This is a genomic window from Agrococcus sp. UYP10, from assembly GCF_040547205.1.
GTDB classification, from domain to species: domain Bacteria; phylum Actinomycetota; class Actinomycetes; order Actinomycetales; family Microbacteriaceae; genus Agrococcus; species Agrococcus jenensis.
In genome coordinates, this window is the sequence record NZ_JBEPPG010000001.1 from 489,971 (window position 1) to 511,253 (window position 21,283).

A 21,283-nucleotide genomic window follows, 5' to 3' on the forward strand; every position below is an offset into this window, starting at 1 on the left:
GGGCCTGCTCGGCCACCGGTCGCGGGCGCGCCCACCTGTCGGCGAGCCAGCGGGGGTCAGTGCGCGAAGTGGCGCTCGCCCGTGAAGTACATCGTGATGCCGGCCGCGTTCGCCGCGGCGATGACCTCCTCGTCGCGCACCGAGCCGCCCGGCTGGACGACCGCGGTGACGCCCGCGTCGAGCAGGATCTGCAGGCCGTCGGCGAACGGGAAGAACGCATCCGACGCCGCGACCGATCCGGCCGCGCGGTCGCCCGCGCGCTCGACGGCGAGCTTGCACGAGTCGACGCGGTTCACCTGTCCCATGCCGACGCCGACGGATGCGAGGCCCGACGCGAGCAGGATCGCGTTCGACTTCACCGACCGGCAGGCGCGCCAGGCGAACTCGAGGTCGGCGAGCACCGCGTCCGACACGTGCGACCCGCTGACGCGGCGCCACGTGTGCGACGAGAAGCCCTCGAACGTGTCGGGCTGCTGCACGAGCACGCCGCCCGAGACCTGCCGCAGCTCGGAGCCCTCGCGCGCGTAGCCCTCGGGCAGGCGCAGCAGGCGGATGTTCTTCTTGGCCGTCAGCAGCTCGAGCGCCTCGGGCTCGAAGTCGGGGGCGACGACGACCTCGGTGAAGATGTCCTTCACCGTCTCGGCCATCGCGCGCGTGACCGTGCGGTTCGCCGCGATCACGCCGCCGAACGCCGAGACCGGGTCGCACGCGTGGGCACGCTCGTGCGCCGACGCGATCGGGTCGACGGCGCCGGCCGCGGCGACCGCGATGCCGCACGGGTTCGCGTGCTTGATGATCGCGACCGCGGGCTCCGAGAAGTCGAAGGCGGCGCGGAGTGCCGCGTCCGCGTCGACGTAGTTGTTGAACGACATCGGCTTGCCGTGCAGCAGCTCGGCCTGCGTGATGCCCGCACCCCCGGGTAGCGCGAAGATGCCCGCCTGCTGGTGGCTGTTCTCGCCGTAGCGGAGGCCCGAGACGAGCGTCGCGCCGCCGACCGCCTTGAGGAGGCCCGTGGCGCTCGACGTGTCGGGCACTGCGGATGCGTCGGCCGCAGCCGGCGCCGGCGCGGCCTGCGCTGCGGGTGCCGCAGCGGCCTGCGCGGCGACCGGCTCGACCGGCTCAGGCTTCGGCGCGGCGGGCGCTGCGGGCGCCTCGACCGGCTCGCCCGCAAACCAGCGCGCGACAGCGCCGTCGTAGGCGGCGGTGTGCGCGAACGCGTCGCGCGCGAGCGCGCGGCGCTGCAGCAGCGTGAGGCCCGTGCTCGCGGCCTTCGCGATGAGCGGGTAGATGCGCGGGTCGGTGACGATCGCGACGTTGGCGTGGTTCTTCGCCGACGCGCGGACCATCGCCGGGCCGCCGATGTCGATCTGCTCGACCACGTCGGCGTCGGCGGCGCCGGAGCGGACCGTCTCGACGAACGGGTAGAGGTTGACGACCACGAGCTCGAACGGCGCGATGCCGAGCTCGGCGAGCTGGGCCTCGTGGTGCTCGAGCCGCAGGTCGGCGAGCAGGCCGGCGTGGATCGCGGGGTGCAGCGTCTTCACGCGGCCGTCGAGCGCCTCCTGGAACCCCGTGACCTGCGCCACCTCGGTGACCGGGAGGCCGGCATCGGCCAGCATCTTCGCGGTCGAGCCGGTCGAGACGAGCTCCACACCCGCCTCGGCGAGCGCGCTGCCGAGCTCGACGACGCCGCTCTTGTCGCTCACCGAGAGCAGCGCGCGCCGGAAGGGCACCAGGTCGCGCTCCCGGTAGAGGCTCGGGTCGTGCTGGGGTCCGCTCACTGTCTCTCCTCCGTGTCGCTCGCCGCTCGGCGTCGCTCGAGGCCGTGGCCGGCCAGGTCGCATGTGCCGTCGGCGATGTCGATGATCACGCTCGCGAGCAGGTCGCGCTCCACGAGCTTGATGCGGTCGTGCAGGGTGTCCTGCGTGTCGTCGGGCAGCACGGGCACGCGCTGCTGCGCCAGGACGGGACCGGTGTCGACGCCGCTGTCGACGATGATCACGGATGCGCCGGTCTGCGCCACGCCGGCCGCGATCGCGTCGCGCACGCCGTGCGCGCCGGGGAACTCGGGCAGGTACGCCGGATGCGTGTTGAGGATCGCCGGCTCGAAGCGCGCGACGGCGCGCGCCGACAGCAGCCGCATGAAGCCGGAGAGCACGACGACGTCGGGCTCGAACGCCGCGATGCGGTCGGCGATGCGATCGGACCACGCCTCGCGCGGTGCCGAGAACGGCTCGACGAACGTGGGGATCCGGGCGGCGCGGGCGATGTCGAGGCCGCCGCACTCGCGGTCCGCGCCCACGGCGATGATCTCGGCCGGGACGCGGCCGGCGCGGGTGCGCTCGAGCAGATCCGCGAAGTTGGTGCCGCTGCCGGAGACGAGGACGACGAGGCGCAGCACGTGCTCCATCCTACGGCCCCGCTGCTTCACCCGATCGGGCGGTCGTCCTCCGGGTGGCGCGCCTGATCGCGCATCCGCTCGTGCTCCGGATGCGTCGGCTCGCTCGCGTCGTCGGCCGCCCGATCCCGCTCTGCCGCGTCGGACGAGGCGTCGCGCGTCGGCATCCGCGTCGGTACCGGCATCGGCGTCGGCACGGGCTCGACCGCGGCCGTCTCCTGCTGGTCGGGGTCGACGGCGGAGCTGTCGGTCGCCGGCGCATCCGCATCGCGGTCGGCCACGTCATCCGTGCCAACCACGTCATCCGCGCCATCCGCATCGTCCACCGGCTCGTCGCGGCTGCGGCCGAAGCCGAGCACGTCGCGCATCGACGTGCCCGAGCCCTCCCTGGCGAGCGCGCTCGCACCGCGGCCGCCGGCGAGCATGCCGATGAGCAGCCCCGCGCCCACCTCGAGCGCGCCCCATGCGGCCACCTGCACGGCATCCGGTCCGGTGAGCGACAGCCGGCCGGGACCCGCCGCGCCCGTCGCGAGCATCGCGGCGACGCCGAGCAGCGCGCCGGCGAGCACGCCGCCGCCCACTGCGGTCGCCGCGAGCTCCCACCAGTGCACCGGCCGGTCGGCGCTGCCGGCGAGCGTGGTCTGGCGCGCGAACGCGCCCACCACGACGGCGGCGAGCACGGGGAGCGCGACGACGACGAGCATCCACGACTGCGTGTCCGGGTCGATCGCCGTCAGCATCGGCAGCGACGGCACCGGGCCGAGGTCGGTGCCGAGCGGTGAGACGCTCGAGCCGCGCCCCAGCATGAAGCCCGGGCCGATCGCCCACGCCGCGCCCCACACGATCGCGACCGGCGCGAGCGCGAGCTGCAGCAGGAGGAGCACGCCTGCGCCGAGGTGCGTCACCTCGAGCGACTCCATGAGCAGCAGGCCGTCGGTGAAGCGCAGGAGCAGGCCCACGCCGACGAGCAGCGCGCCGACGCCGAGCACGCCGATCGCGCCGCCGATCCCCGCGCGCAGCGCCGCGCGCACCGGTCGCAGCCAGCCGTCCTCGATGGTGAGCGCGCGCGCGAGCGCGTGCAGCCAGTCGTGGCCGCGCGCCGCGAGCAGGGCGCCGACCATGCCGACGAGCGCGACGAGCGCCGGGAGCGCGAACGCCTGGCCGAGGTTGGGCGCGGCGCTCGGATGCTGCGCGCTCACGCCGGCGAGCAGGCCGACGGCGCCGGTCGCGAGCGCGCCGGCGACGACCGCGATGCCGGTCTCGACGGGCGGCAGCCCGGCGAGCCGGCGGCCGCTGCGCCAGTGCAGCCAGAGGGTCACGAGCCCGATGCCCCAGGCGCCCAGCGAGAGGACGAACGAGCGCCCCGCCTCCTCGAGGCCGATCGCGAGCACCGCATCCGGCGCGAGCGTGATGCCGACGTCGACGCCGTGGCCGAGCATCCACGCGTCGACCGCGATGCGCCACTGCAGCAGCGGGTCGCCGGCGAAGCCCTGGTCGATGCCCCAGACGGCGAGCAGCACGAGCGCGCACAGGACGAGGCCCACCGCCGCGATGGCGGCGGACTCGACAGCCTGGCCGATCCCGGCCCACACGCGACGCACGGCTGGCAACCCTACCGACGATCCGCTCGCCGGCCGTCTCCCCCGCCGCGCGCCGCCAGAGCCCGGTCGCGGTAGGTTGGAGGCGCATGGCGCGGCCGGCGCGAAGCGCTCGCGGCCGCCGTTCTACACGACCGCGAGGGGTTCGAGCCGCATGGCCAAGATCATCTACACGTACACCGACGAGGCGCCCATGCTCGCGACGCACTCGCTGCTGCCGATCGTGCGCGCGTTCGCCGCCGCGGCCGACGTCGAGGTCGAGAGCCGCGACATCTCGCTCGCGGGCCGCATCGTCGCGGCGTTCGCCGACCGCCTGCCGGCCGACCAGCAGGAGTCGGACGCGCTCGCCGAGCTGGGCGAGCTGGCGAAGTCGCCCGAGGCCAACATCATCAAGCTGCCGAACATCTCGGCATCGGTGCCGCAGCTGAAGGCCGCCATCGCCGAGCTGCAGGGCAAGGGCATCGCCCTGCCCGACTACCCCGACGAGGTCTCGACCGACGAGGACCGCGACATCCGCGCCCGCTACGACGCGATCAAGGGCTCGGCCGTCAACCCGGTGCTCCGCGAGGGCAACTCCGACCGCCGCGCCCCGCGCTCGGTGAAGGAGTACGCGCGCAAGCACCCGCACTCCATGGGCGCCTGGCTGCCCGACTCGAAGACGGCCGTCGCGACGATGGGCGCCGGCGACTTCCGCGCCAACGAGCAGTCGGTGACGATGCCGGCCGACGACACGCTGCAGATCCGCCTCGTCACCTCGGGCGGCACGACCGTGCTCAAGGACGGTCTGCGCGTGCTCGAGGGCGAGATCGTCGACGCGACCTTCATGAGCGCGAAGGCGCTCGACGCGTTCCTCGTCGAGCAGGTGCAGCGCGCTCGCGACGAGCACGTGCTGTTCTCCGCCCACCTCAAGGCGACCATGATGAAGGTCTCCGACCCGATCATCTTCGGCCACGTCGTGCGCGCCTTCCTGCCGACGGTGTTCGAGCGCTACGGCGCCGCCCTCGATGAGGCGGGCCTGTCGCCCGAGAACGGCCTCGCCGCGATCCTCTCCGGGCTCGGCGAGCTCGACGAGTCGACCGCAGCCGGCGTCCGCCAGGCGATCGAGGACGGCCTCGCCGACGGCCCGCGCCTCGCGATGGTCAACTCCGACCGCGGCATCACCAACCTGCACGTGCCGTCCGATGTGATCGTCGACGCGTCGATGCCCGCGATGATCCGCCAGTCCGGCCACATGTGGGGCCCGGACGGCGAGGAGGCCGACACGCTCGCCGTGATCCCCGACTCGTCGTACGCCGGCATCTACCAGGTCGTCATCGACGACTGCCGCGCCAACGGCGCCTTCGACCCGACCACCATGGGCTCCGTGCCCAACGTCGGCCTCATGGCGCAGAAGGCCGAGGAGTACGGCTCGCACGACAAGACGTTCCGCGTCGAGCAGGCCGGCCGCATCGAGGTCGTGAACGCCGCGGGCGAGGTGCTGCTCGGGCACGACGTCGAGGCCGGCGACATCTGGCGCGCGTGCCAGACGAAGGATGTCGCGGTGCGCGACTGGGTGAAGCTCGCGGTCACGCGCGCCCGCGCCTCCGCCACCCCCGCGGTGTTCTGGCTCGACAAGGGCCGCGCGCACGACGCGCAGCTGATCGCGAAGGTCGAGGAGGAGCTCGCGAAGCACGACACCGAGGGCCTCGAGATCGCGATCATGAGCCCCGTCGACGCGACGAAGCACGCGATCGAGCGCATCCGCCGCGGCGAGGACACCATCTCGGTGACCGGCAACGTGCTGCGCGACTACAACACCGACCTGTTCCCGATCCTCGAGCTCGGCACGAGCGCGAAGATGCTGTCGGTCGTGCCGCTGCTGAACGGCGGCGGGCTCTTCGAGACCGGCGCCGGAGGCTCCGCCCCGAAGCATGTGCAGCAGCTCGTCGAGGAGAACCACCTGCGCTGGGACTCGCTCGGCGAGTTCATGGCGCTCGCCGAGTCGTTCCGGCACCTGTCGGAGTCGACCGGCAACGCCCGCGCGGGCGTGCTGGCCGAGACGCTCGACGCCGCGACCGGCTCGTTCCTCAACGAGAACAAGTCGCCGTCGCGGAAGACCGGCGAGCTCGACAACCGCGGCAGCCACTTCTGGCTCGCGCGCTACTGGGCGGAGGAGCTCGCGGCGCAGACCGACGACGCCGACCTCGCGCAGACGTTCGCGCCGGTCGCCGAGGCGATGGTCTCGCAGACCGAGGCGATCGAGCGCGAGCTCGTCGCGGTGCAGGGCAGCCCGGTCGACCTGGGCGGTTACTACCGCGTCGACACCGAGCTGGCCGACGCCGCGATGCGTCCGAGCACGTCGCTGAACGCGATCCTCGCGCCGCTGCGCTGATCCCGCCGACGAAGGGCCCGGCTCCGGCCGGGCCCTTCGCCGTTCCCCGAAACATGTGCAGCTGAGCGGACTGCCGGGTGGATAGTCCATCCGGCGGTCCGCTCAGCTGCGCATCTTTCGCACGCGCGGCCGTCGGTGATCGCCACGACGCACGATCGCGAGCACGTCCGCCTCGATCCGGGGCCAGTCGTCGTGGATCTGGCGGTAGGTGAGGCGGAGCGGCAGGTAGCCGAGCGCCGCCAGCTCGCGATCCCGCGCGCGATCCTGCTGCTGCCGATCCCAGCCGGCGTGGTGCTCCCTGCTGTCGCACTCGATGACGAGCCGATCGCCGATGAGCAGGTCGACGCGCATGCCCTCCCAGATCGACACCTGCGTGCGCACCGCGATCCCGAGCGCACGCAGCCGGAGCCGCACCATCGTCTCGGTCCCGGACTCCGCGACATCGACCTTGTCGAGCAGCCGGCGCACGCGTGCCGGAGCGTCCTCCGCCCAGCGCGTCAGCTCCGCCCGCGTCGCCCTCCGCAGGTGCAGCAGCGAGTCAGCCACGACCACGACGTCCTCTGCGGATCCGCACCGCAGCAGGCAGCGGAACGCGGTCTCCACGTCGTCGACGGCGCTCGCCACCGCATGGCTCCCACCGAACGGCGAGCAACCGGACTTCCCGGCCCGCCGCGGGAACCGCACATGCCCCCGGCCGAGCCCCTCCGGCACCCAGACGCCGCGGGCGCGCAAGGCGCTCGCGCACGCGAGGCACCCGCCCTGCCGCACCGCCGACACGACGCTCGCGCTCGCTCCTGGCTGGGCGAACCATCCCGAGCGCAGCCGGAGCAGCGTGCCGAGCTGCACGGCTCGTTCGATCTCCCACCGCGACCATCCGAGCTGCAGCAGCTGCGCAGCGCTCAGCACGCCGAGCTGGGATCAGGAGCGGATCGACCATGCCGCGCACCGTGCCACGCGATGCGCGACCCCCGCGGCTCGGTTCGCGGCCGCTGTGGACTACGTCAGGTGGTCGAAGGCGCCCGTCACCCAGCCGATGTGCCGCTCGGCGCTGCGCGCGATCGCCGTCGGCCCGTCCTCGACGACCTGGCCGGGGATGTTGCCGTAGACGCGGCGGAACCGCAGCTCGGCCGCACGGTCGGCGAGCCGGCGTACGACGCCCGCCGAGAGCGGGATGTTGTTCGGGTACGAGCGCATGAAGCCGACGCTCGCGCGGTCGGGCTTCGGCTGCATCGTGTCGCCCGCGAGCAGCGACCCCTCCCCCTCGCTCCCGGCCTCCCACACGACGACGGCCGCGCCCGGGAAGTGCCCGCCGAGGCGCAGCAGCCGCACGCCGGGCAGCAGGTCGACCTCGTCGTCCCAGAGCTCGATGCGCTCGTGCTGGCGCTGCACCCACGACGCGTCGTGCCGGTTCACGAGCGCGCGCGCGTCGAGCGCATCCGCCCACGCGCACTGCACGCCGAACATGTGCGGATGCGACGCCGCCACGACCGCGAGCCCGCCGAGCTCGCGCACCTGCTCGACGGCCGCGTCGGTGATGGTGCCGAGCGGGTCCCACAGCAGGTTGCCCTCGGTGGTCTGCACGAGGATCGAGCGCTGCCCGATGCCGACGGCCGGGTCGGAGGTGAGCGCCCACGCGCCCGGCTCGAGCTCGACGACGTCGATGTGCATGCCGTCGTCGGCGTGCTCGTCGGTGCTCGTCCAGATCTGGCCGTGCATCGGCACCCACTGGCGCTCGTCGGCGCAGATCGGGCAGGTCTCGGGCAGCGGCTCGGCGGCCTCGACGCCGCACGTCGCGCACAGGATCGTCATGCGCCCACTCTGCCGCCCTGCGGCGCCGAGCGCGAGCGCGACGCCCGGATGCGCCCGGATGCGCCCGGATGCGCCCGTACGCTGACCGCATGGCCCGCTTCCGCCGCTCGATCGCCCGCAGGCTCGCCGATCGCGCCATCGTGGCGCTCGCCCGAGCGGGGTTCGGCCCTGGCGGCGCGGTCGCGCTGACGGTCGCCGGCCGGTCGAGCGGCGAGCCGCGCACCACGCCGGTCACGCCGCTCCCGCTCGACGGCCGCGTGCACCTCGTCGCGCCCTACGGCGTCGTCGACTGGGTGCGCAACCTGCGCGCCGCGGGCGTCGCGACGATCGAGCGCGGCACGACGCACGAGGTGCGCGCGACCGAGCTCCCGCCCCAGGAGGCGGCGCCGGTGCTGCGCGCGTACGTGCGCCGCATCCCGATCGTGCGCCCGCACGTCGAGGCCGGGCCGGACGACGACCTCGCGGCGTTCGCCGCGATCGCCGCCCGGCATCCGGTCTTCGTCATCGAGCGCATCGGCGGAGCGGCGCCCGACGAAGCTCTGCGCTAGTCGGCCTCGGGCTCCGCGGCCTCGTCCTCCTCGGGCTCGAACGTCGACGACTCGTCGGTCGTCGTCGCGCCCAGCCCGTCCGGGTCGGCCGGGATCGTGCCGTCCTCGCCGAGGCCTCCCGGCTTCTTCGTGCCCTCGCTGTCGTGTCCCTCGTCGTGGCTCATCGCCGCCCCCTCCGTCGTGTCGATCGGTGCGGCAACCCTAGTGCGCGCGCCCGGGCGCGGGCAGGGAGCGCACTCCGCCGAGAACGCGAAGAGGGCCCCGGCCGAAGCCGGGGCCCTGCATGGCGAGTCAGCTCAGAGCGACTCGATGATCTCGCGCATGAGGCGGGCGGCCTCGGACGGCGTCTTGCCGACCTTGACGCCGGCGGCCTCGAGCGCCTCCTGCTTCGCCTGCGCCGTGCCCGACGAGCCGGAGACGATGGCGCCGGCGTGGCCCATCGTCTTGCCCTCGGGCGCCGTGAAGCCGGCGACGTAGCCGACGACCGGCTTCGTGACGTGCGCCTTGATGTAGTCGGCAGCGCGCTCCTCGGCGTCGCCGCCGATCTCGCCGATCATGACGATCGCCTTCGTCTCGGGGTCGGCCTCGAACGCCTCGAGGGCGTCGATGTGCGTCGTGCCGATGATCGGGTCGCCGCCGATGCCGATGGCGGTCGAGAAGCCGAGGTCGCGCAGCTCGAACATCATCTGGTACGTGAGCGTGCCCGACTTCGAGACCAGGCCGATCGGGCCCTTGCCGGTGATGTTCGCGGGCGTGATGCCCACGAGCGACTCGCCCGGCGTGATGATGCCGGGGCAGTTCGGGCCGATGATGCGCGTCGTGCCCGCGGACTTCGCGTGCGCCCAGAACTCGGCCGAGTCCTGCACGGGGATGCCCTCGGTGATGACCACGAGCAGGCCGATGCCGGCGTCGATGGCCTCGATGACCGCGTCCTTGGCGAACGCCGGCGGCACGAAGACGATCGAGACGTCGGCGCCGGTCTCGGCGATCGCCTCGGCGACGGTGCCGAACACGGGCAGCTCGACGGCGGAGCCGTCGGCGGCGGTGTGCGAGACGGTCGTGCCGGCCTTGCGGGCGTTCACGCCGCCCACGACCTGCGTGCCCGCGGCGAGCATGCGCGCGGTGTGCTTGGAGCCCTCGCCGCCGGTGATGCCCTGGACGATGACCTTGCTGTCCTTGTTGAGATAGATCGACATCTTCTGCTCTCCTAGGCCGCAGCCAGCTCGGCGGCCTTGGCCGCTGCCTCGTCCATGGTGTCGACGACGGTCACCAGCGGGTGGTCGGCGTCGGCGAGGATGCGTCGGCCCTCCTCGACGTTGTTGCCGTCGAGTCGCACGACGAGCGGCTTCGAGGCCTCGTCGCCGAGGATCTCGAGCGCCTTGACGATGCCGTTCGCGACCTCGTCGCACGCGGTGATGCCGCCGAAGACGTTGACGAAGACGCTCTTCACGTCGGCGTCGCCCAGGATGACGTCGAGGCCGGCGGCCATGACCTCGGCCGATGCGCCGCCGCCGATGTCGAGGAAGTTGGCGGGCCTCACGCCGCCGAACGCCTCGCCGGCGTAGGCGACGACGTCGAGCGTCGACATGACGAGCCCCGCGCCGTTGCCGATGATGCCGACCTGGCCGTCGAGCTTCACGTAGTTGAGGTCCGACTCCTTGGCCTTCGCCTCGAGCGGGTTCGCGGCGGCCTTGTCCTCGAGCTCGGCGTGGCCGGCCTGACGGAAGTCGGCGTTCTCGTCGAGCGTGATCTTGCCGTCGAGCGCGATGACGTCGCCGCTCTCGGTGAGCACGAGCGGGTTGACCTCGACGAGGGTGGCGTCCTCCTTGTCGAAGACGCCGTAGAGCGTCACGAGCACGGGTGCGACCTTCGCGACGAGCTCCTCGGGGAAGCTCGCGGCGCGGACGATCTCCTCGGCCTTCGCCGCATCGATGCCGACCGCCGGGTCGACCTCGACCTTGGCGAGCGCCTCGGGGCGCTCCTCGGCGAGCTGCTCGATGTCCATGCCGCCCTCGTACGAGCACATGGCGAGGTAGGAGCGGTTCGAGCGGTCGAGCAGGATGGAGAAGTAGTACTCCTCCTTGATCGCTGCGCCCTCGGCGATCATCACGCGGTGCACGGTGTGCCCCTTGATGTCGAGGCCGAGGATGGCCTCCGCGGCCGTCTTCGCCTCCGCCGGGCTCTTCGCCAGCTTCACGCCGCCGGCCTTGCCGCGGCCGCCCGTCTTGACCTGTGCCTTCACGACCACGACACCGCCGCCGAGCTCCGTGGCTGCTGCCTCGGCCTGCTCGGGGGTGTCGGCGGTGATGCCTCGCAGCACGGGTACCCCGTGCTGCTCGAACAGGTCCCTTGCCTGGTACTCATAGAGATCCACGCGTCATCCAATCCGTTGATGTTGGGGGATTCGCCTGGGCAAGCCTAGCGCCGACGCGCATGCGCCCCCGCTCGCTTTCGGCTTCCCGAAGCGTCAAGATTCGGCATTCGTACGGCTTTCGAACGAGCCTGGCCTTCGTTGCGGCGGCGCCGCGGAGCCCGGACGATGGATGCCAGGAGGACACCCATGGATCCAGCGCTCCAGCGCCGCCCCGACCTGCCGCCGCCGGTCGAGTCGATGGCCTCGAGGCTCAACTGGCTGCGCGCCGGCGTGCTCGGCGCGAACGACGGCATCGTCTCGACGTCGGCCCTCATGGTCGGCGTCGCGGGCGCGGGCACGACGCTCGCCGGCATCCTCACCGCCGGCATCGCCGCCCTGGTCGCCGGCGCCTTCTCGATGGCCGTCGGCGAGTACGTCTCGGTCTCGTCGCAGCGCGACAGCGAGCGCGCGGCGATCCGTCGCGAGCTGCGCCACCTCGACGAGAACCCTGAGGGGCAGATCGACCAGCTCGCGCACATGTACGAGCTCCGCGGCCTCTCGCCCGAGACGGCGCACCTCGTCGCCGCCGAGCTGACGGCGTCCGACCCGCTGCGCGCGCACCTCGACGTCGAGTACAAGCTCGACCCCGAGGACCTCAACAACCCCTGGGCTGCCGCCGCCTCCTCGGCCGTCGCCTTCACGCTGGGTTCGCTCGTGCCGCTGCTCGCGGCGCTGCTCTCCCCTGCCGCGTGGATGCCATGGTCGATCGTGGTCGCGACGATCGTGGCGCTGCTCGTCACCGGCGTCGTCTCGGCGCGCATCGGCGGCTCCGGCAAGCGGCTCGGGACGGTGCGCGTGCTGCTCGGCGGCATCATCGCGCTCGCCGCGACCTGGTCGATCGGCACCCTGCTCGGGTCGCCGGTGCACTGAGGCACCGGCCTCGGCTCACGCGAGGTCGAGCGGTGCCGCGCCGAACGAGACGGCGAAGCGCTCGCACCAGATCGAGACGCTCGTCACCTGGGCGAGGTCGACCCCATCGGGGATCGCGTACTGCTGGGTGCCCACGTTCCCGCGCAGCGGTCCGAGCGAGGTCCATGCCCCGTCGTCGAAGACGAACCACCCGTCCGTGCCCTCGATGACGGGCTGGTCGGTGAGCCACACGTGCAGGTCGGGCCCGTTCACGGTGTCGAGGCCGTCGAGCACGAGCACGCGTGCGCCGTCCCCGAGCTGCAGCACGCGAGCCGTGCCCGTGGTCGGGTGCTCGTGCGAGATCAGGTCGCCGGCGGCGAGCTCCACCGGCCCCGTCGGCGCCGCAGGGGTCGGCGACGACGAGGGCGCTGCCGGATCGGCCTCCGCCACCGGTCCAGCCGTCGGCACGGCCTCGACCACCGTCTCGTCGTACAGCAGCCGCCAGGGCTGGAAGATGGCTCCGGCGACAGCCGCGACGAGCAGGACCGCGATCGCGGCGCCGAGCCACCGGATCCGTCGGCTGCGCGTGCGCTCCATGGCCTCGATCCCCGGTTCGTGGTGGGCGAAGGCTACCAGCGGGGTCGGCGATCAGCGCCGCGCGCTGTAGCGCAGCTCCGGCCTGCCGGTGCCCCCGTAGCGCGGCGCCACCTCGGCGCGGCCCTCGATCACCAGCCGCTCGAGGTAGCGCCGCGCGCTGACCCGCGACATCCCCAGCCGCTCGCCGATCTCGGCCGCGCTCGCCGACTCCTCGAGCGTCTCGAGCACCGCGGCCACGCGGTCGAGCGTGAGCTGCGACCCCGCCGGCGCCGGCCGCTGCCGGTCGGCCGGCTGCAGCATGGCGTCCACCGCGCGCTGGTCGAGCACCTGCACGCCGAGCGCCTCCGCCTGCTCGAGCTCTGCCCGGATCGCCTCGAGCCGCTCGCGCATCGCCTCGAGCCCGAACGGCTTGACGAGGTAGTGGCGCACCCCGAAGGCGCGTGCCGCGCGCACCGTCTCGAGGTCGCGCGCCGCGGTCACGGCCACGACCTCGCCGGCGAAGCCGCGCGTGCGCGCGACCCGCAGCACCTCGATGCCCGAGGCGTCCGGGAGGTGCACGTCGAGCAGCACGAGATCCGGGCGGAGCGCCTCGATCGCCTCGAGCGCCGCGCGACCCGTCGCCGCCTCCCCCGCGACGACGAACGCGCCGTGCCGCTCGACGAACCTGCGCGTGACGAGGGCGACCGCCTTGTCGTCCTCGACGATGAGCGCGCGCAGCGGCCTCATGCGCGCACGCCGCTCGGCACGACCGGCAGGCGCGCGACGAAGCGGGCACCGCCGAGCGGCGAGGCCTCGACGTGCGCGCTGCCGCCGAGCCGCTCGGCGACCCGGCGCACGAGGGTGAGGCCGTAGCCGCGCGCGAGACCTGCGACGTGCGACTTCGTCGACACCTCGATGTCGAAGATCGCGTCGCGCTGCGCCTCGGGCACCCCCGGCCCGTCGTCATCGACCGTGATGGTCACGACGCGGGTGCCGCCGTCGCCCTCGTCGTCGATCGCGACCTCGATGCGGCCGCCGTCCGACGCATCCATGGCGTTGTCGACGAGGTTGCCGAGCACGGTCACCCAGTCGCCCGCGGCGCCGACGGAGTCGGCGGGGCGGAGCGTCGACCCGGGCAGCACGGCCAGCTCGACGCCGCGCTCCTTGGCCTGCGCCCGCTTCGCGAGCAGCAGCGCCGCCACCTCGAGCTCGAGGATGCCGGAGGAGGGCTCGAGCGATGCGAGCGCGCCGCCGGCGCCCGCGCGCTCGATGACGCCCATCGCCGCCTCGGCCTCGCCGAGCTCGAGCAGCCCGCCGAGCGTGTGCAGGGTGTTGGCGAACTCGTGCTGCTGCGCGCGCAGCGTCTCGGTCATCCCCTGCGCGCCGGCGAGGTCGCGCAGCGCCGCGTCGAGCTCGGTGCGGTCGCGCAGGATCAGCACGGTGCCGACCGCGCGGTCGTCGACCACCACGCGGTCCACGCGGGCGACCAGCATCCGCTCCCCCGCGAGCACGAGCTGCTGCTCGCCGGCGTCGGCGAGCAGCGGATCGATGGGCGCATCGAGCACCTCGGCGATCGGCGTGCCCGCGAGGTCGGCCCCCTCGCGCCCCAGCAGCCGCAGCGCCGCGTCGTTGCAGAGCACGATGCCGCCGCGCTCGTCGAGCACCACGAGGCCGTCGCCGATGCCGTGCAGGGTCGCGTTGCGCGTCTCGAGCATCGACTTGATCTCGTCGGGCTCGACGCCGTAGATGCGACGCCGCACGAGCGACGCTGCCCAGGAGGCGAGCACGACGCCGACGATCGCGGCGACGCCCAAGCACAGGGCGAGGATCCAGACGGTGCTGAGCCAGTCCCGCTGCAGCTCCGACTCGAGGATGCCCACCGAGACCTGGCCCACCACGGCACCCGACTCGTCGAACACCGGCACCTTCGCACGCCACGACGTGCCGAGCGTGCCGGTCTGCGTGCCGACGTAGACCTCGCCCGACTCGGCTGCCGTCGGATCGGTCGAGACGCGCTCGCCGATGAGATCGGGATTGGGGTGGGAGAAGCGGATGCCGTCGGCATCGGTGACGACGACGTAGGTGACGTCGGAGGCCTCGCGGATCGTCTCGGCGATCGGCTGGATGATGGCCGACGGGTCGGGCGCATCGAAGGCGTCGACCACCGTCGGCAGCCCGGCGGTCGACTCGGCCACCGCGATCATGCGGTCGAGGTAGGCGTCCCGGAGCGAGCGCTCCTGCAGCCACGCGGCCGCGATGCCGGACCCGAGGATGACGACGAGCATGATGGCGCTCTGCAGCAGCACCAGCTGGGTGCGCAGCCTCATCGCCCGTCTCACGTCGCCCATGGTAGGCCGCGCCCGAGCGGCGTAGCCTCTGACCAGAACGACCGAAACGCACCTTTCGACCACAACCCCGGCGCACGCCTCCGCCCCCGTTACGGTCACAGCAGATCGCGACTCGGCATCGGTGCCGGGCGCTCAAGGAGGAGACGTGCGATCCATGCACCACAGCACTCAGCGCAGCACGCGCATCACCACCCTCGTCCGCGTCGGCATCGCCGGCGCTGCGGTCGTCGCCCTCGCAGGCTGCTCGACCGGCGGCGCGCCCTCGGGCTCGCAGGGCGCCGACGGTGAGGCCGCGGCCATCACGGACGTCAGCGTCATCGCCCCCGCCGACCCCGGTGGCGGCTGGGACCAGACGGCCCGCGCCCTCGGGCAGACGCTCACCGACACGGGCCTCGTCGGCTCCGCCCCGGTCGAGAACATCGGCGGCGCGGCCGGCACGGTCGGCCTCGCGAGCCTCGCGACCGAGACCGACCCGAACACGCTCATGGTCATGGGCTCCGTCATGGTCGGCGGCGTCGAGACGAACGCGTCCGAGACGCGCATCGAGGACATGACGCCCATCGCGAAGCTCACCGAGGAGCCGCTCGTGATCGTCGTCCCCGCCGACTCGGAGTACCAGTCGCTGGAGGACCTCATCGACGCGATCGTCGCCGAGGGCCAGGGCGTCGCCGTCACCGGCGGCTCGGCCGGCGGCATCGACCACATCCTCGCGGGCCTGCTCCTCACCGAGGCGGGCGTCGACGCGGCCGAGGTGCCGGCGACGCTCAACTACGTCGCCAACTCGGGCGGCGGCGAGGCGCTCACGATGCTGCTCGGCGGCACCGTCCAGGCCGGCATCTCCGGCGTCGGTGAGTTCTCGGAGTCCGTCCTCTCGGGTGACCTCCGCGCGCTCGCTGTGTCGAGCGAGGAGCCTGCCGAGGCGCTGCCCGACGTCCCGACCATCCAGGACGAGGGCATCGACGTCACCGTGACGAACTGGCGCGGCGTGATCGCGCCCGGCGGCATCTCCGACGCGGAGCGCACGGCGCTCATCGACCTCGTCACCGAGCTGCACGGGCAGGACGCCTGGGCCGAGGTGCTCGAGACGAACGGCTGGACGGATGCGTTCATGCCGGGCGACGAGTTCGACGCCTTCCTCACCGAGGACATCACCCGCACCCAGGAGACGCTGCGCACGATCGGCCTGATCGAATGAGCACCGCCTCGGCCGGCGCGCCCGAGCAGGGCGCGTCGGCCGCGGCGCGCGCCGAGCGGTCGGCCCGCATCGAGGCGATGATCTTCGTCGGGCTGCTCGTCGTGCTCGCGGTCGGCGTGCTCATCTCGACCACGACCATCCGCGAGCCCCCGGGGTCGACGAACACGCTCGGCGCTCGCGTCGTGCCCTACGCGGTCGGCGTCCTGCTGCTCGTCTCGTCGCTCGCCGTTCTCGTCGGCCAGCTCCGGGGGCGCTTCGGCCACCCCGAGGGGGGCGAGGACATCGACCTCGAGCACGGCACCGCGTGGATCCCGACCGGCATCCTGGCGCTCAGCTTCCTCTCGCTCATGGTGACCATCCCGTTCCTCGGGTGGCCGCTCGGCGTCACCATCCTGTTCGCCGGCGCGTCGCTCGCGCTCGGCGCCAAGCGCTGGTGGGTCGCGGTGCTCATCGGCCTCGCCATGGGCGTCGTCACCCAGCTCGTGTTCGGCACGCTGCTCGGCCTCTCGCTGCCGCCCACCGGCACCCTCACCTCCTGGATCGGCATCTGATGGACACCTGGACCCTGCTGCTGGAGGGATTCGCCACCGCGCTGCAGCCGATCTACCTGCTGTACGCGCTGCTCGGCGTGCTGCTCGGCACCGCCGTGGGCGTGCTGCCCGGCATCGGCCCCGCCATGACGGTCGCGCTGCTGCTGCCGATCACCTACTCGCTCGAGCCCACGGCGGCCTTCATCGTCTTCGCCGGCATCTACTACGGCGGCATGTACGGCGGGTCGACGACGTCGATCCTGCTGAACACGCCGGGCGAGTCGGCGTCGATCGTCACCGCCCTCGAGGGCAACAAGATGGCGCGGGCGGGACGCGGTGCCGCAGCGCTCGCGACCGCGGCGATCGGCTCGTTCGTGGCCGGCACCATCGCGACCGTGCTGCTGACGCTCCTCGCGCCCACCGTCGCGCGGTTCGCCGTGAGCCTCGGCCCGGCCGACTACTTCGCGCTCATGGTGATCGCGTTCCTCACGGTCGGCGCGCTGCTGGGCGACAGCGCCTGGCGCGGCATGGTGTCGCTCGCCGTGGGCCTTTTCATCGGACTCATCGGGGTCGACACGCTCACGGGGCAGTCGCGCTTCACGTTCGGCGTCCCGCAGCTCGGCGACGGCATCGACGTCGTGCTCGTGGCCGTCGGCCTCTTCGCGCTCGGCGAGGCCCTGTACGTCGGCTCGCGGCTGCGCCACGGCACCATCCCGATCATCCCGATCACCCGCGGCTGGCGCACCTGGATGCGCCGCTCCGACTGGGCGCGTTCGTGGAAGTCGTGGCTGCGCGGCGCCGCGATCGGCTTCCCGATCGGCTCGATCCCCGCCGGCGGCGCCGACGTCGCGACCTTCCTGTCGTACGCGACGGAGCGCAGCGTCGCGAAGCCGGAGTACCGCAAGCAGTTCGGCAAGGGCGCGATCGAGGGCGTCGCCGGTCCGGAGGCGGCGAACAACGCGGCCGCCGCCGGTGTGCTCGTGCCGCTGCTGACCCTCGGCATCCCGACGACCGCCACCGCGGCGATCATGCTGAGCGCCTTCCAGACCTACGGCATCCAGCCCGGTCCGCGGCTGTTCGAGACGCAGTCGGCGCTCGTGTGGGCGCTCATCGCGAGCCTCTTCATCGGCAACACGCTGCTGCTCGTGCTGAACCTGCCGCTCGTGGGCATGTGGGTCAAGCTGCTGCAGATCCCGCGGCCCTACCTCTACGCCGGCATCCTGGTGTTCGCCGGCCTCGGCGCGTACGCGGCCAACTTCACCGTCTTCGACATCGGCGTGCTGCTCGTGCTGGGCGTGCTCGGCTTCTTCATGCGCCGGCTCGGCTTCCCGATCGCACCCCTCGTGGTCGGGGCGATCCTCGGCCCGATGGCGGAGGAGCAGCTGCGCAAGGCGATGCAGATCGGCCAGGGCGACCCGTCGTACCTCGTGCACAGCCCGTTCGCGATCGTCGCGTACATCGCGATGGCGCTCATCATCGCCCTCGCGCTGTGGCTCAAGCGCCGCCGCGCGCGCTTCGAGGCGTCGCTGCCGCCCGCCGACACGGTGGCGATCGCGACCCTCGACGAGGAGATCGAGTCGCAGCAGCCGCACCCCGAGCTCGACCGCGGACGGCTCTCGACGCAGGCGCTGCCGCGGCAGCGCTCGACGTCGAACCACCCGGAGGGGCCGGACGTCGGCGGCGACGGCTAGCCGACGCGGACGGCAGTTGCGACAGGAGGGGGAGGCTGCGGCCTCCCCCTTCTGCATGTCGGCGGCCGGGCGTAGCGTCGCGCACATCGAGCGGTCGACGGCGACCGCCGGGATGGGAGCGACCATGGCCGCGATGGAGTACCGCATCGAGCTGATCTTCGTGCCGGTGAGCGACACCGACCGCGCGAAGGCCTTCTACACCGAGCAGCTGGGCTGGCACGCCGACTTCGACCAGGTGGTGCAGCCCGGCCTGCGCTTCGTGCAGATCACGCCGCCGGGGTCGGCGTGCTCGATCGCCTTCGGCGAGGGCATCGCCGAGGACGAGCCGGGCACGATGCGCAACGTGCAGGTGGTGATCGACGACGCGGATGCGACGCGCGCGGCGCTCCTCGAGGCCGGCGTCGACGCGAGCGAGGTCGACGAGCAGGACTGGGGCCGGTTCGTGACCTTCGCCGACCCCGACGGCAACCGCTGGACGCTGCAGCAGCTGCCAGCGCGAGCGTGAGCCTGCGCTGACGGGCCGACGCTGCGGCGCCGTAGCCTCAGGCGTGCAGCGCCGGCTCGTGGACCGCGGCGAGCGCGAGCACCCGCCGCGCCGCGAGGTCGGCGCCGCGCAGCAGCGGCGACGGCACCCCCGGCGACGCACCGATCGCGCTGCCGGGCTGCGTGCTGAGCGCCGGGATGCCGAGCACGAGCACGCGGGCCGACGGCTCCCCCGCGCCGTCGACGAGCGCGAGTCCGAGCCGCATCCCGGCGGACGGCGGTACGGCGTCGAGGCTCGCGCTCTGCACGCGCGTGCCGTCGCGCGCCTCGAGCTCGTGCACGCGCGCCCGACCGGAGTCGAGCAGCGCCCGGAGCAGCGGGTCGGCGGTCTCCGGCACCGCGCCCTTCGACATCCGCGTCTCGGCGAGCGCGCGGGCGCGGACGACCGCGCCGGTGATCGGCGAGCGCGCGACGAACGCGCCGTCCTCCACCGCGACGGTCGTCTCGGGCCCGATGAGCCGCACGACCCCGGCCTCGATGAGCGCGAGCACCTGCCGGGTGCGCCCCGCGGGCGGACCGCTCGCCAGGAACAGCCCGTCGGCGTCGAACCAGCCGTGCACGTCGCGCACGCGCGAGCCCCACTCGACGACCCCGGTGGCCGCGAGCTCCGCCGCCGGTCCGCGCAGCACCGCCATCGCGCGGTTGACGGCCTGCCGGGGGCTCGTCCCCGGGTTCGCGATGCTGTCGAGCTCGTCCTCGACGAGGTGGGCGACCATGCCCGCCCACGCCTCCGCACCGACCGGCTCGCCGAGCGTGGGGCGGCGCAGGTGCTCGAGCTGCAGCAGGTGCTCGGGCGCCATGCGCGCGGCGAGCACGCCGTCGATCGCGCGCGTCGCGGCGCGCGCGGCGCCGGCACCGCGTGCCGGCAGCGGCAGCGCGCCGAGCTCGGCCTCGAGCGCCGCGATGCCGCCCGGGACGGCGCCGGCGTGCCGCGCCTCGGCCGCCGCGGCGCCCGCGAGCGCGAGGTCGCGGGCGAGCACCGGCCAGACCTCCGCGGCGAAGTCCACGGAGCCGGGAGGTCGCCCGCCGACCTCGGCGAACCACGCGGAGGTCGCGAAGCGCGGGCGCGGCGGCAGCTGCGCCGCGCTCAGGTCGCCCTTGCTGCGATACGGGATCCCGCGACGCGACCCGGCGTGGAGCCGCGGCTCGAGGCCGCTCGGCAGGTAGCGCAGCCGCCCGTGCGGGTCGCCGGGGACCGGCGTGAAGCGGCCGCCACGGCCCGCGGTGAGCTCGGCGACCACGTCGAAGAAGTTCGCGCCGAGGCCGCGGACGATGACGTCCTCCCCCGCCGGCAGCGCCGACCAGTCGCGCTCCGAGGGCATCCCCGGTGCGACGTAGACGAGCCCGAGCCGGTCGGCGTCCGCGGAGAGCGCGCGCACCTCGGCGTCGGGCAGCGACTGCACCATGCCCTGCGCGAGCACCACGGAGGCGGTGACGAGCCGCGCGCCGTCGGCGAGCACGACGGTGGCCGAGTCCCGGGACTCGACGACGTCGACGACCGTGCCGACGACGCGCCCGAGCAGGACGCCGCCCCGCGCCTCGATGCGGTCGAGCTGCTCGCCGTAGTACGCGCCCTGCAGTCGACGAGACGGGAAGGAGCCGGGGTCCGTGCGCCGCGCCTCCTGCACCACCCAGGCCGGGCGCTCGTCGCGCTCGCCCTCCGCGGCGACGCGCCGCGCCCACGCGACGAGCGTCTCGCCGTCCTCCGGCACGTCGTCGAGCCCGGTCGACGCGTCGGGATGGATGGTCGTCTGCGACGACGTCGTGTTGTTGAGGAAGTGCTCCGTCTGGTCGGTGCGCCAGGTCGCGCCCGCACCGACCTCGACCCGGTCGACGATGGCGATCGAGACAGCGCGACCGCCCGAGCAGCGCAGGTGGGCGGTGACGCGCTCGACGAGCGCGACCGCGCGGGGCCCGCCGCCGACGATGACCGCGTCCCAGCGATGCGGCCGCATCAGCGCAGCGCGCCGCTCGCCGGCGTGGCGGCGCGTGCCGGGGTGCGCGTGGTCGCGCACCTGCCCCTCGATCCGTCGTGCCCGCGTGCGGCAGCGGCGGGGAGCCGTCGGGTGGTGGGCATCGCACCCTCCTTCGGTGTCGCGCGCGGGCCGGTGTGCACCCAGGGTCGCAGAAGGAGCGCCTCTGGCTCACATCGCGTGACGTTGTGTGTCGCTCGCTCGCGGAGCACCGGCGCTCGACGCGGGCGACCGCGGATGGGAGGCTGGGCGCATGCAGAGGCATGACGAGGAGCAGGTCCCGCCGGAGCTCGACCCGTGGTTCGAGCGCTACGACGACGACCGGCCGCCGCGCACGATGGCGCGCCGGTTCCGCCCGCTCATCGTCGGCGCGGCCGCGCTGACGCTCGTCGCGATGGTGCTGCTGGTGACGCAGGCGCTCTGATCGCCGCGGCCGCGGGT

At 73.6% G+C, this 21,283-nt stretch carries 20 protein-coding genes; 8 read left to right on the plus strand and 12 right to left on the minus strand.

What is annotated here, in order from left to right; translation table 11 throughout:
• Positions 1–56: 56 nt before the first annotated feature.
• The 3 genes from purH to ABIB37_RS02400 are packed head-to-tail and all read right to left on the minus strand — an operon-like array spanning position 57 to position 3,999.
• The gene (gene purH / locus ABIB37_RS02390) at positions 57–1,781 is read right to left on the minus strand and encodes a bifunctional phosphoribosylaminoimidazolecarboxamide formyltransferase/IMP cyclohydrolase (protein ID WP_354256261.1); all 1,725 of its coding nucleotides are present in this window, start codon (positions 1,779–1,781) and stop codon (positions 57–59) included.
• Positions 1,778–2,401: a phosphoribosylglycinamide formyltransferase gene (gene purN / locus ABIB37_RS02395; RefSeq protein ID WP_354256264.1), complete on the minus strand. Its 624-nt coding sequence runs from the start codon at positions 2,399–2,401 to the stop codon at positions 1,778–1,780. The genes purH and purN overlap by 4 nt, the downstream gene beginning before the upstream one ends.
• Before the next feature lie 26 nt (positions 2,402–2,427).
• On the minus strand, positions 2,428–3,999 hold the full coding sequence (locus ABIB37_RS02400; RefSeq protein WP_354256267.1) for a cell division protein PerM: 1,572 nt from the start codon (positions 3,997–3,999) through the stop codon (positions 2,428–2,430).
• A gap of 151 nt (positions 4,000–4,150) precedes the next feature.
• Here ABIB37_RS02400 and ABIB37_RS02405 point away from each other — a divergent pair, with 151 nt between their 5' ends.
• The gene (locus tag ABIB37_RS02405; protein ID WP_354256270.1) at positions 4,151–6,367 is read left to right on the plus strand and encodes an NADP-dependent isocitrate dehydrogenase; all 2,217 of its coding nucleotides are present in this window, start codon (positions 4,151–4,153) and stop codon (positions 6,365–6,367) included.
• A 102-nt stretch (positions 6,368–6,469) separates the two neighbouring features.
• Here the strand turns inward: ABIB37_RS02405 and ABIB37_RS02410 are convergent, their stop codons facing one another.
• Both ABIB37_RS02410 and ABIB37_RS02415 read right to left on the minus strand, forming a co-directional pair.
• A complete protein-coding gene (locus ABIB37_RS02410) occupies positions 6,470–7,273 on the minus strand; it encodes an endonuclease domain-containing protein (RefSeq protein WP_354256273.1) in 804 nt (267 codons plus the stop codon).
• A gap of 90 nt (positions 7,274–7,363) precedes the next feature.
• Positions 7,364–8,176 carry an MBL fold metallo-hydrolase gene (locus ABIB37_RS02415; RefSeq protein WP_354256276.1) on the minus strand — a complete coding sequence of 271 codons (813 nt, stop codon included), beginning with the start codon at positions 8,174–8,176 and terminating at the stop codon, positions 7,364–7,366.
• Between the two features lie 89 nt (positions 8,177–8,265).
• On the opposite strand from ABIB37_RS02415, the gene ABIB37_RS02420 reads away from it, so the two are divergent.
• The gene (locus ABIB37_RS02420; RefSeq protein ID WP_354256279.1) at positions 8,266–8,724 is read left to right on the plus strand and encodes a nitroreductase family deazaflavin-dependent oxidoreductase; all 459 of its coding nucleotides are present in this window, start codon (positions 8,266–8,268) and stop codon (positions 8,722–8,724) included.
• Here the strand turns inward: ABIB37_RS02420 and ABIB37_RS02425 are convergent.
• From ABIB37_RS02425 to sucC, 3 genes are all read right to left on the minus strand, one after another.
• Positions 8,721–8,888, minus strand: coding sequence for a hypothetical protein (locus ABIB37_RS02425; RefSeq protein WP_354256282.1), 168 nt, complete (start codon positions 8,886–8,888; stop codon positions 8,721–8,723). The genes ABIB37_RS02420 and ABIB37_RS02425 overlap by 4 nt on opposite strands.
• 132 nt (positions 8,889–9,020) lie before the next feature.
• On the minus strand, positions 9,021–9,920 hold the full coding sequence (sucD, locus tag ABIB37_RS02430) for a succinate--CoA ligase subunit alpha (RefSeq protein ID WP_354256285.1): 900 nt from the start codon (positions 9,918–9,920) through the stop codon (positions 9,021–9,023).
• An 11-nt stretch (positions 9,921–9,931) separates the two neighbouring features.
• Positions 9,932–11,098: an ADP-forming succinate--CoA ligase subunit beta gene (gene sucC / locus ABIB37_RS02435; RefSeq protein WP_354256287.1), complete on the minus strand. Its 1,167-nt coding sequence runs from the start codon at positions 11,096–11,098 to the stop codon at positions 9,932–9,934.
• A 186-nt stretch (positions 11,099–11,284) separates the two neighbouring features.
• On the opposite strand from sucC, the gene ABIB37_RS02440 reads away from it, so the two are divergent.
• Positions 11,285–12,007, plus strand: coding sequence for a VIT1/CCC1 transporter family protein (locus tag ABIB37_RS02440; RefSeq protein ID WP_354256290.1), 723 nt, complete (start codon positions 11,285–11,287; stop codon positions 12,005–12,007).
• A gap of 15 nt (positions 12,008–12,022) precedes the next feature.
• Here ABIB37_RS02440 and ABIB37_RS02445 read toward each other — a convergent pair whose 3' ends face one another.
• The 3 genes from ABIB37_RS02445 to ABIB37_RS02455 are packed head-to-tail and all read right to left on the minus strand — an operon-like array spanning position 12,023 to position 14,901.
• Positions 12,023–12,583: a DM13 domain-containing protein gene (locus ABIB37_RS02445; RefSeq protein WP_354256293.1), complete on the minus strand. Its 561-nt coding sequence runs from the start codon at positions 12,581–12,583 to the stop codon at positions 12,023–12,025.
• A gap of 51 nt (positions 12,584–12,634) precedes the next feature.
• Entirely contained in the window at positions 12,635–13,309 is a 675-nt protein-coding gene (locus ABIB37_RS02450) for a response regulator transcription factor (RefSeq protein ID WP_123697127.1), read from the minus strand.
• Positions 13,306–14,901 (minus strand): ATP-binding protein, encoded by a 1,596-nt coding sequence (locus ABIB37_RS02455; protein ID WP_354256297.1) that lies wholly within the window; start codon positions 14,899–14,901, stop codon positions 13,306–13,308. The genes ABIB37_RS02450 and ABIB37_RS02455 overlap by 4 nt, the downstream gene beginning before the upstream one ends.
• 163 nt (positions 14,902–15,064) lie before the next feature.
• Between ABIB37_RS02455 and ABIB37_RS02460 the strand changes: the two genes are divergently transcribed.
• The 4 genes from ABIB37_RS02460 to ABIB37_RS02475 all read left to right on the plus strand — a co-directional run bounded on the left by ABIB37_RS02460 (position 15,065) and on the right by ABIB37_RS02475 (position 18,831).
• On the plus strand, positions 15,065–16,105 hold the full coding sequence (locus ABIB37_RS02460; RefSeq protein ID WP_354256300.1) for a Bug family tripartite tricarboxylate transporter substrate binding protein: 1,041 nt from the start codon (positions 15,065–15,067) through the stop codon (positions 16,103–16,105).
• Positions 16,102–16,656, plus strand: a complete 555-nt coding sequence (locus ABIB37_RS02465; RefSeq protein ID WP_354256303.1) for a tripartite tricarboxylate transporter TctB family protein — start codon at positions 16,102–16,104, stop codon at positions 16,654–16,656. The genes ABIB37_RS02460 and ABIB37_RS02465 overlap by 4 nt, the downstream gene beginning before the upstream one ends.
• Positions 16,656–18,326, plus strand: a complete 1,671-nt coding sequence (locus ABIB37_RS02470; RefSeq protein ID WP_354256306.1) for a tripartite tricarboxylate transporter permease — start codon at positions 16,656–16,658, stop codon at positions 18,324–18,326. The genes ABIB37_RS02465 and ABIB37_RS02470 overlap by 1 nt, the downstream gene beginning before the upstream one ends.
• 133 nt (positions 18,327–18,459) lie before the next feature.
• Positions 18,460–18,831, plus strand: a complete 372-nt coding sequence (locus ABIB37_RS02475) for a VOC family protein (RefSeq protein ID WP_354256309.1) — start codon at positions 18,460–18,462, stop codon at positions 18,829–18,831.
• Between the two features lie 37 nt (positions 18,832–18,868).
• Here ABIB37_RS02475 and ABIB37_RS02480 read toward each other — a convergent pair whose 3' ends face one another.
• Entirely contained in the window at positions 18,869–20,884 is a 2,016-nt protein-coding gene (locus tag ABIB37_RS02480; protein ID WP_354256312.1) for an FAD/NAD(P)-binding protein, read from the minus strand.
• Between the two features lie 211 nt (positions 20,885–21,095).
• Between ABIB37_RS02480 and ABIB37_RS02485 the strand changes: the two genes are divergently transcribed.
• Complete coding sequence (locus ABIB37_RS02485; protein WP_354256314.1) at positions 21,096–21,266, plus strand: hypothetical protein; 171 nt, start codon at positions 21,096–21,098, stop codon at positions 21,264–21,266.
• The last annotated feature ends 17 nt before the right edge of the window (positions 21,267–21,283 follow it).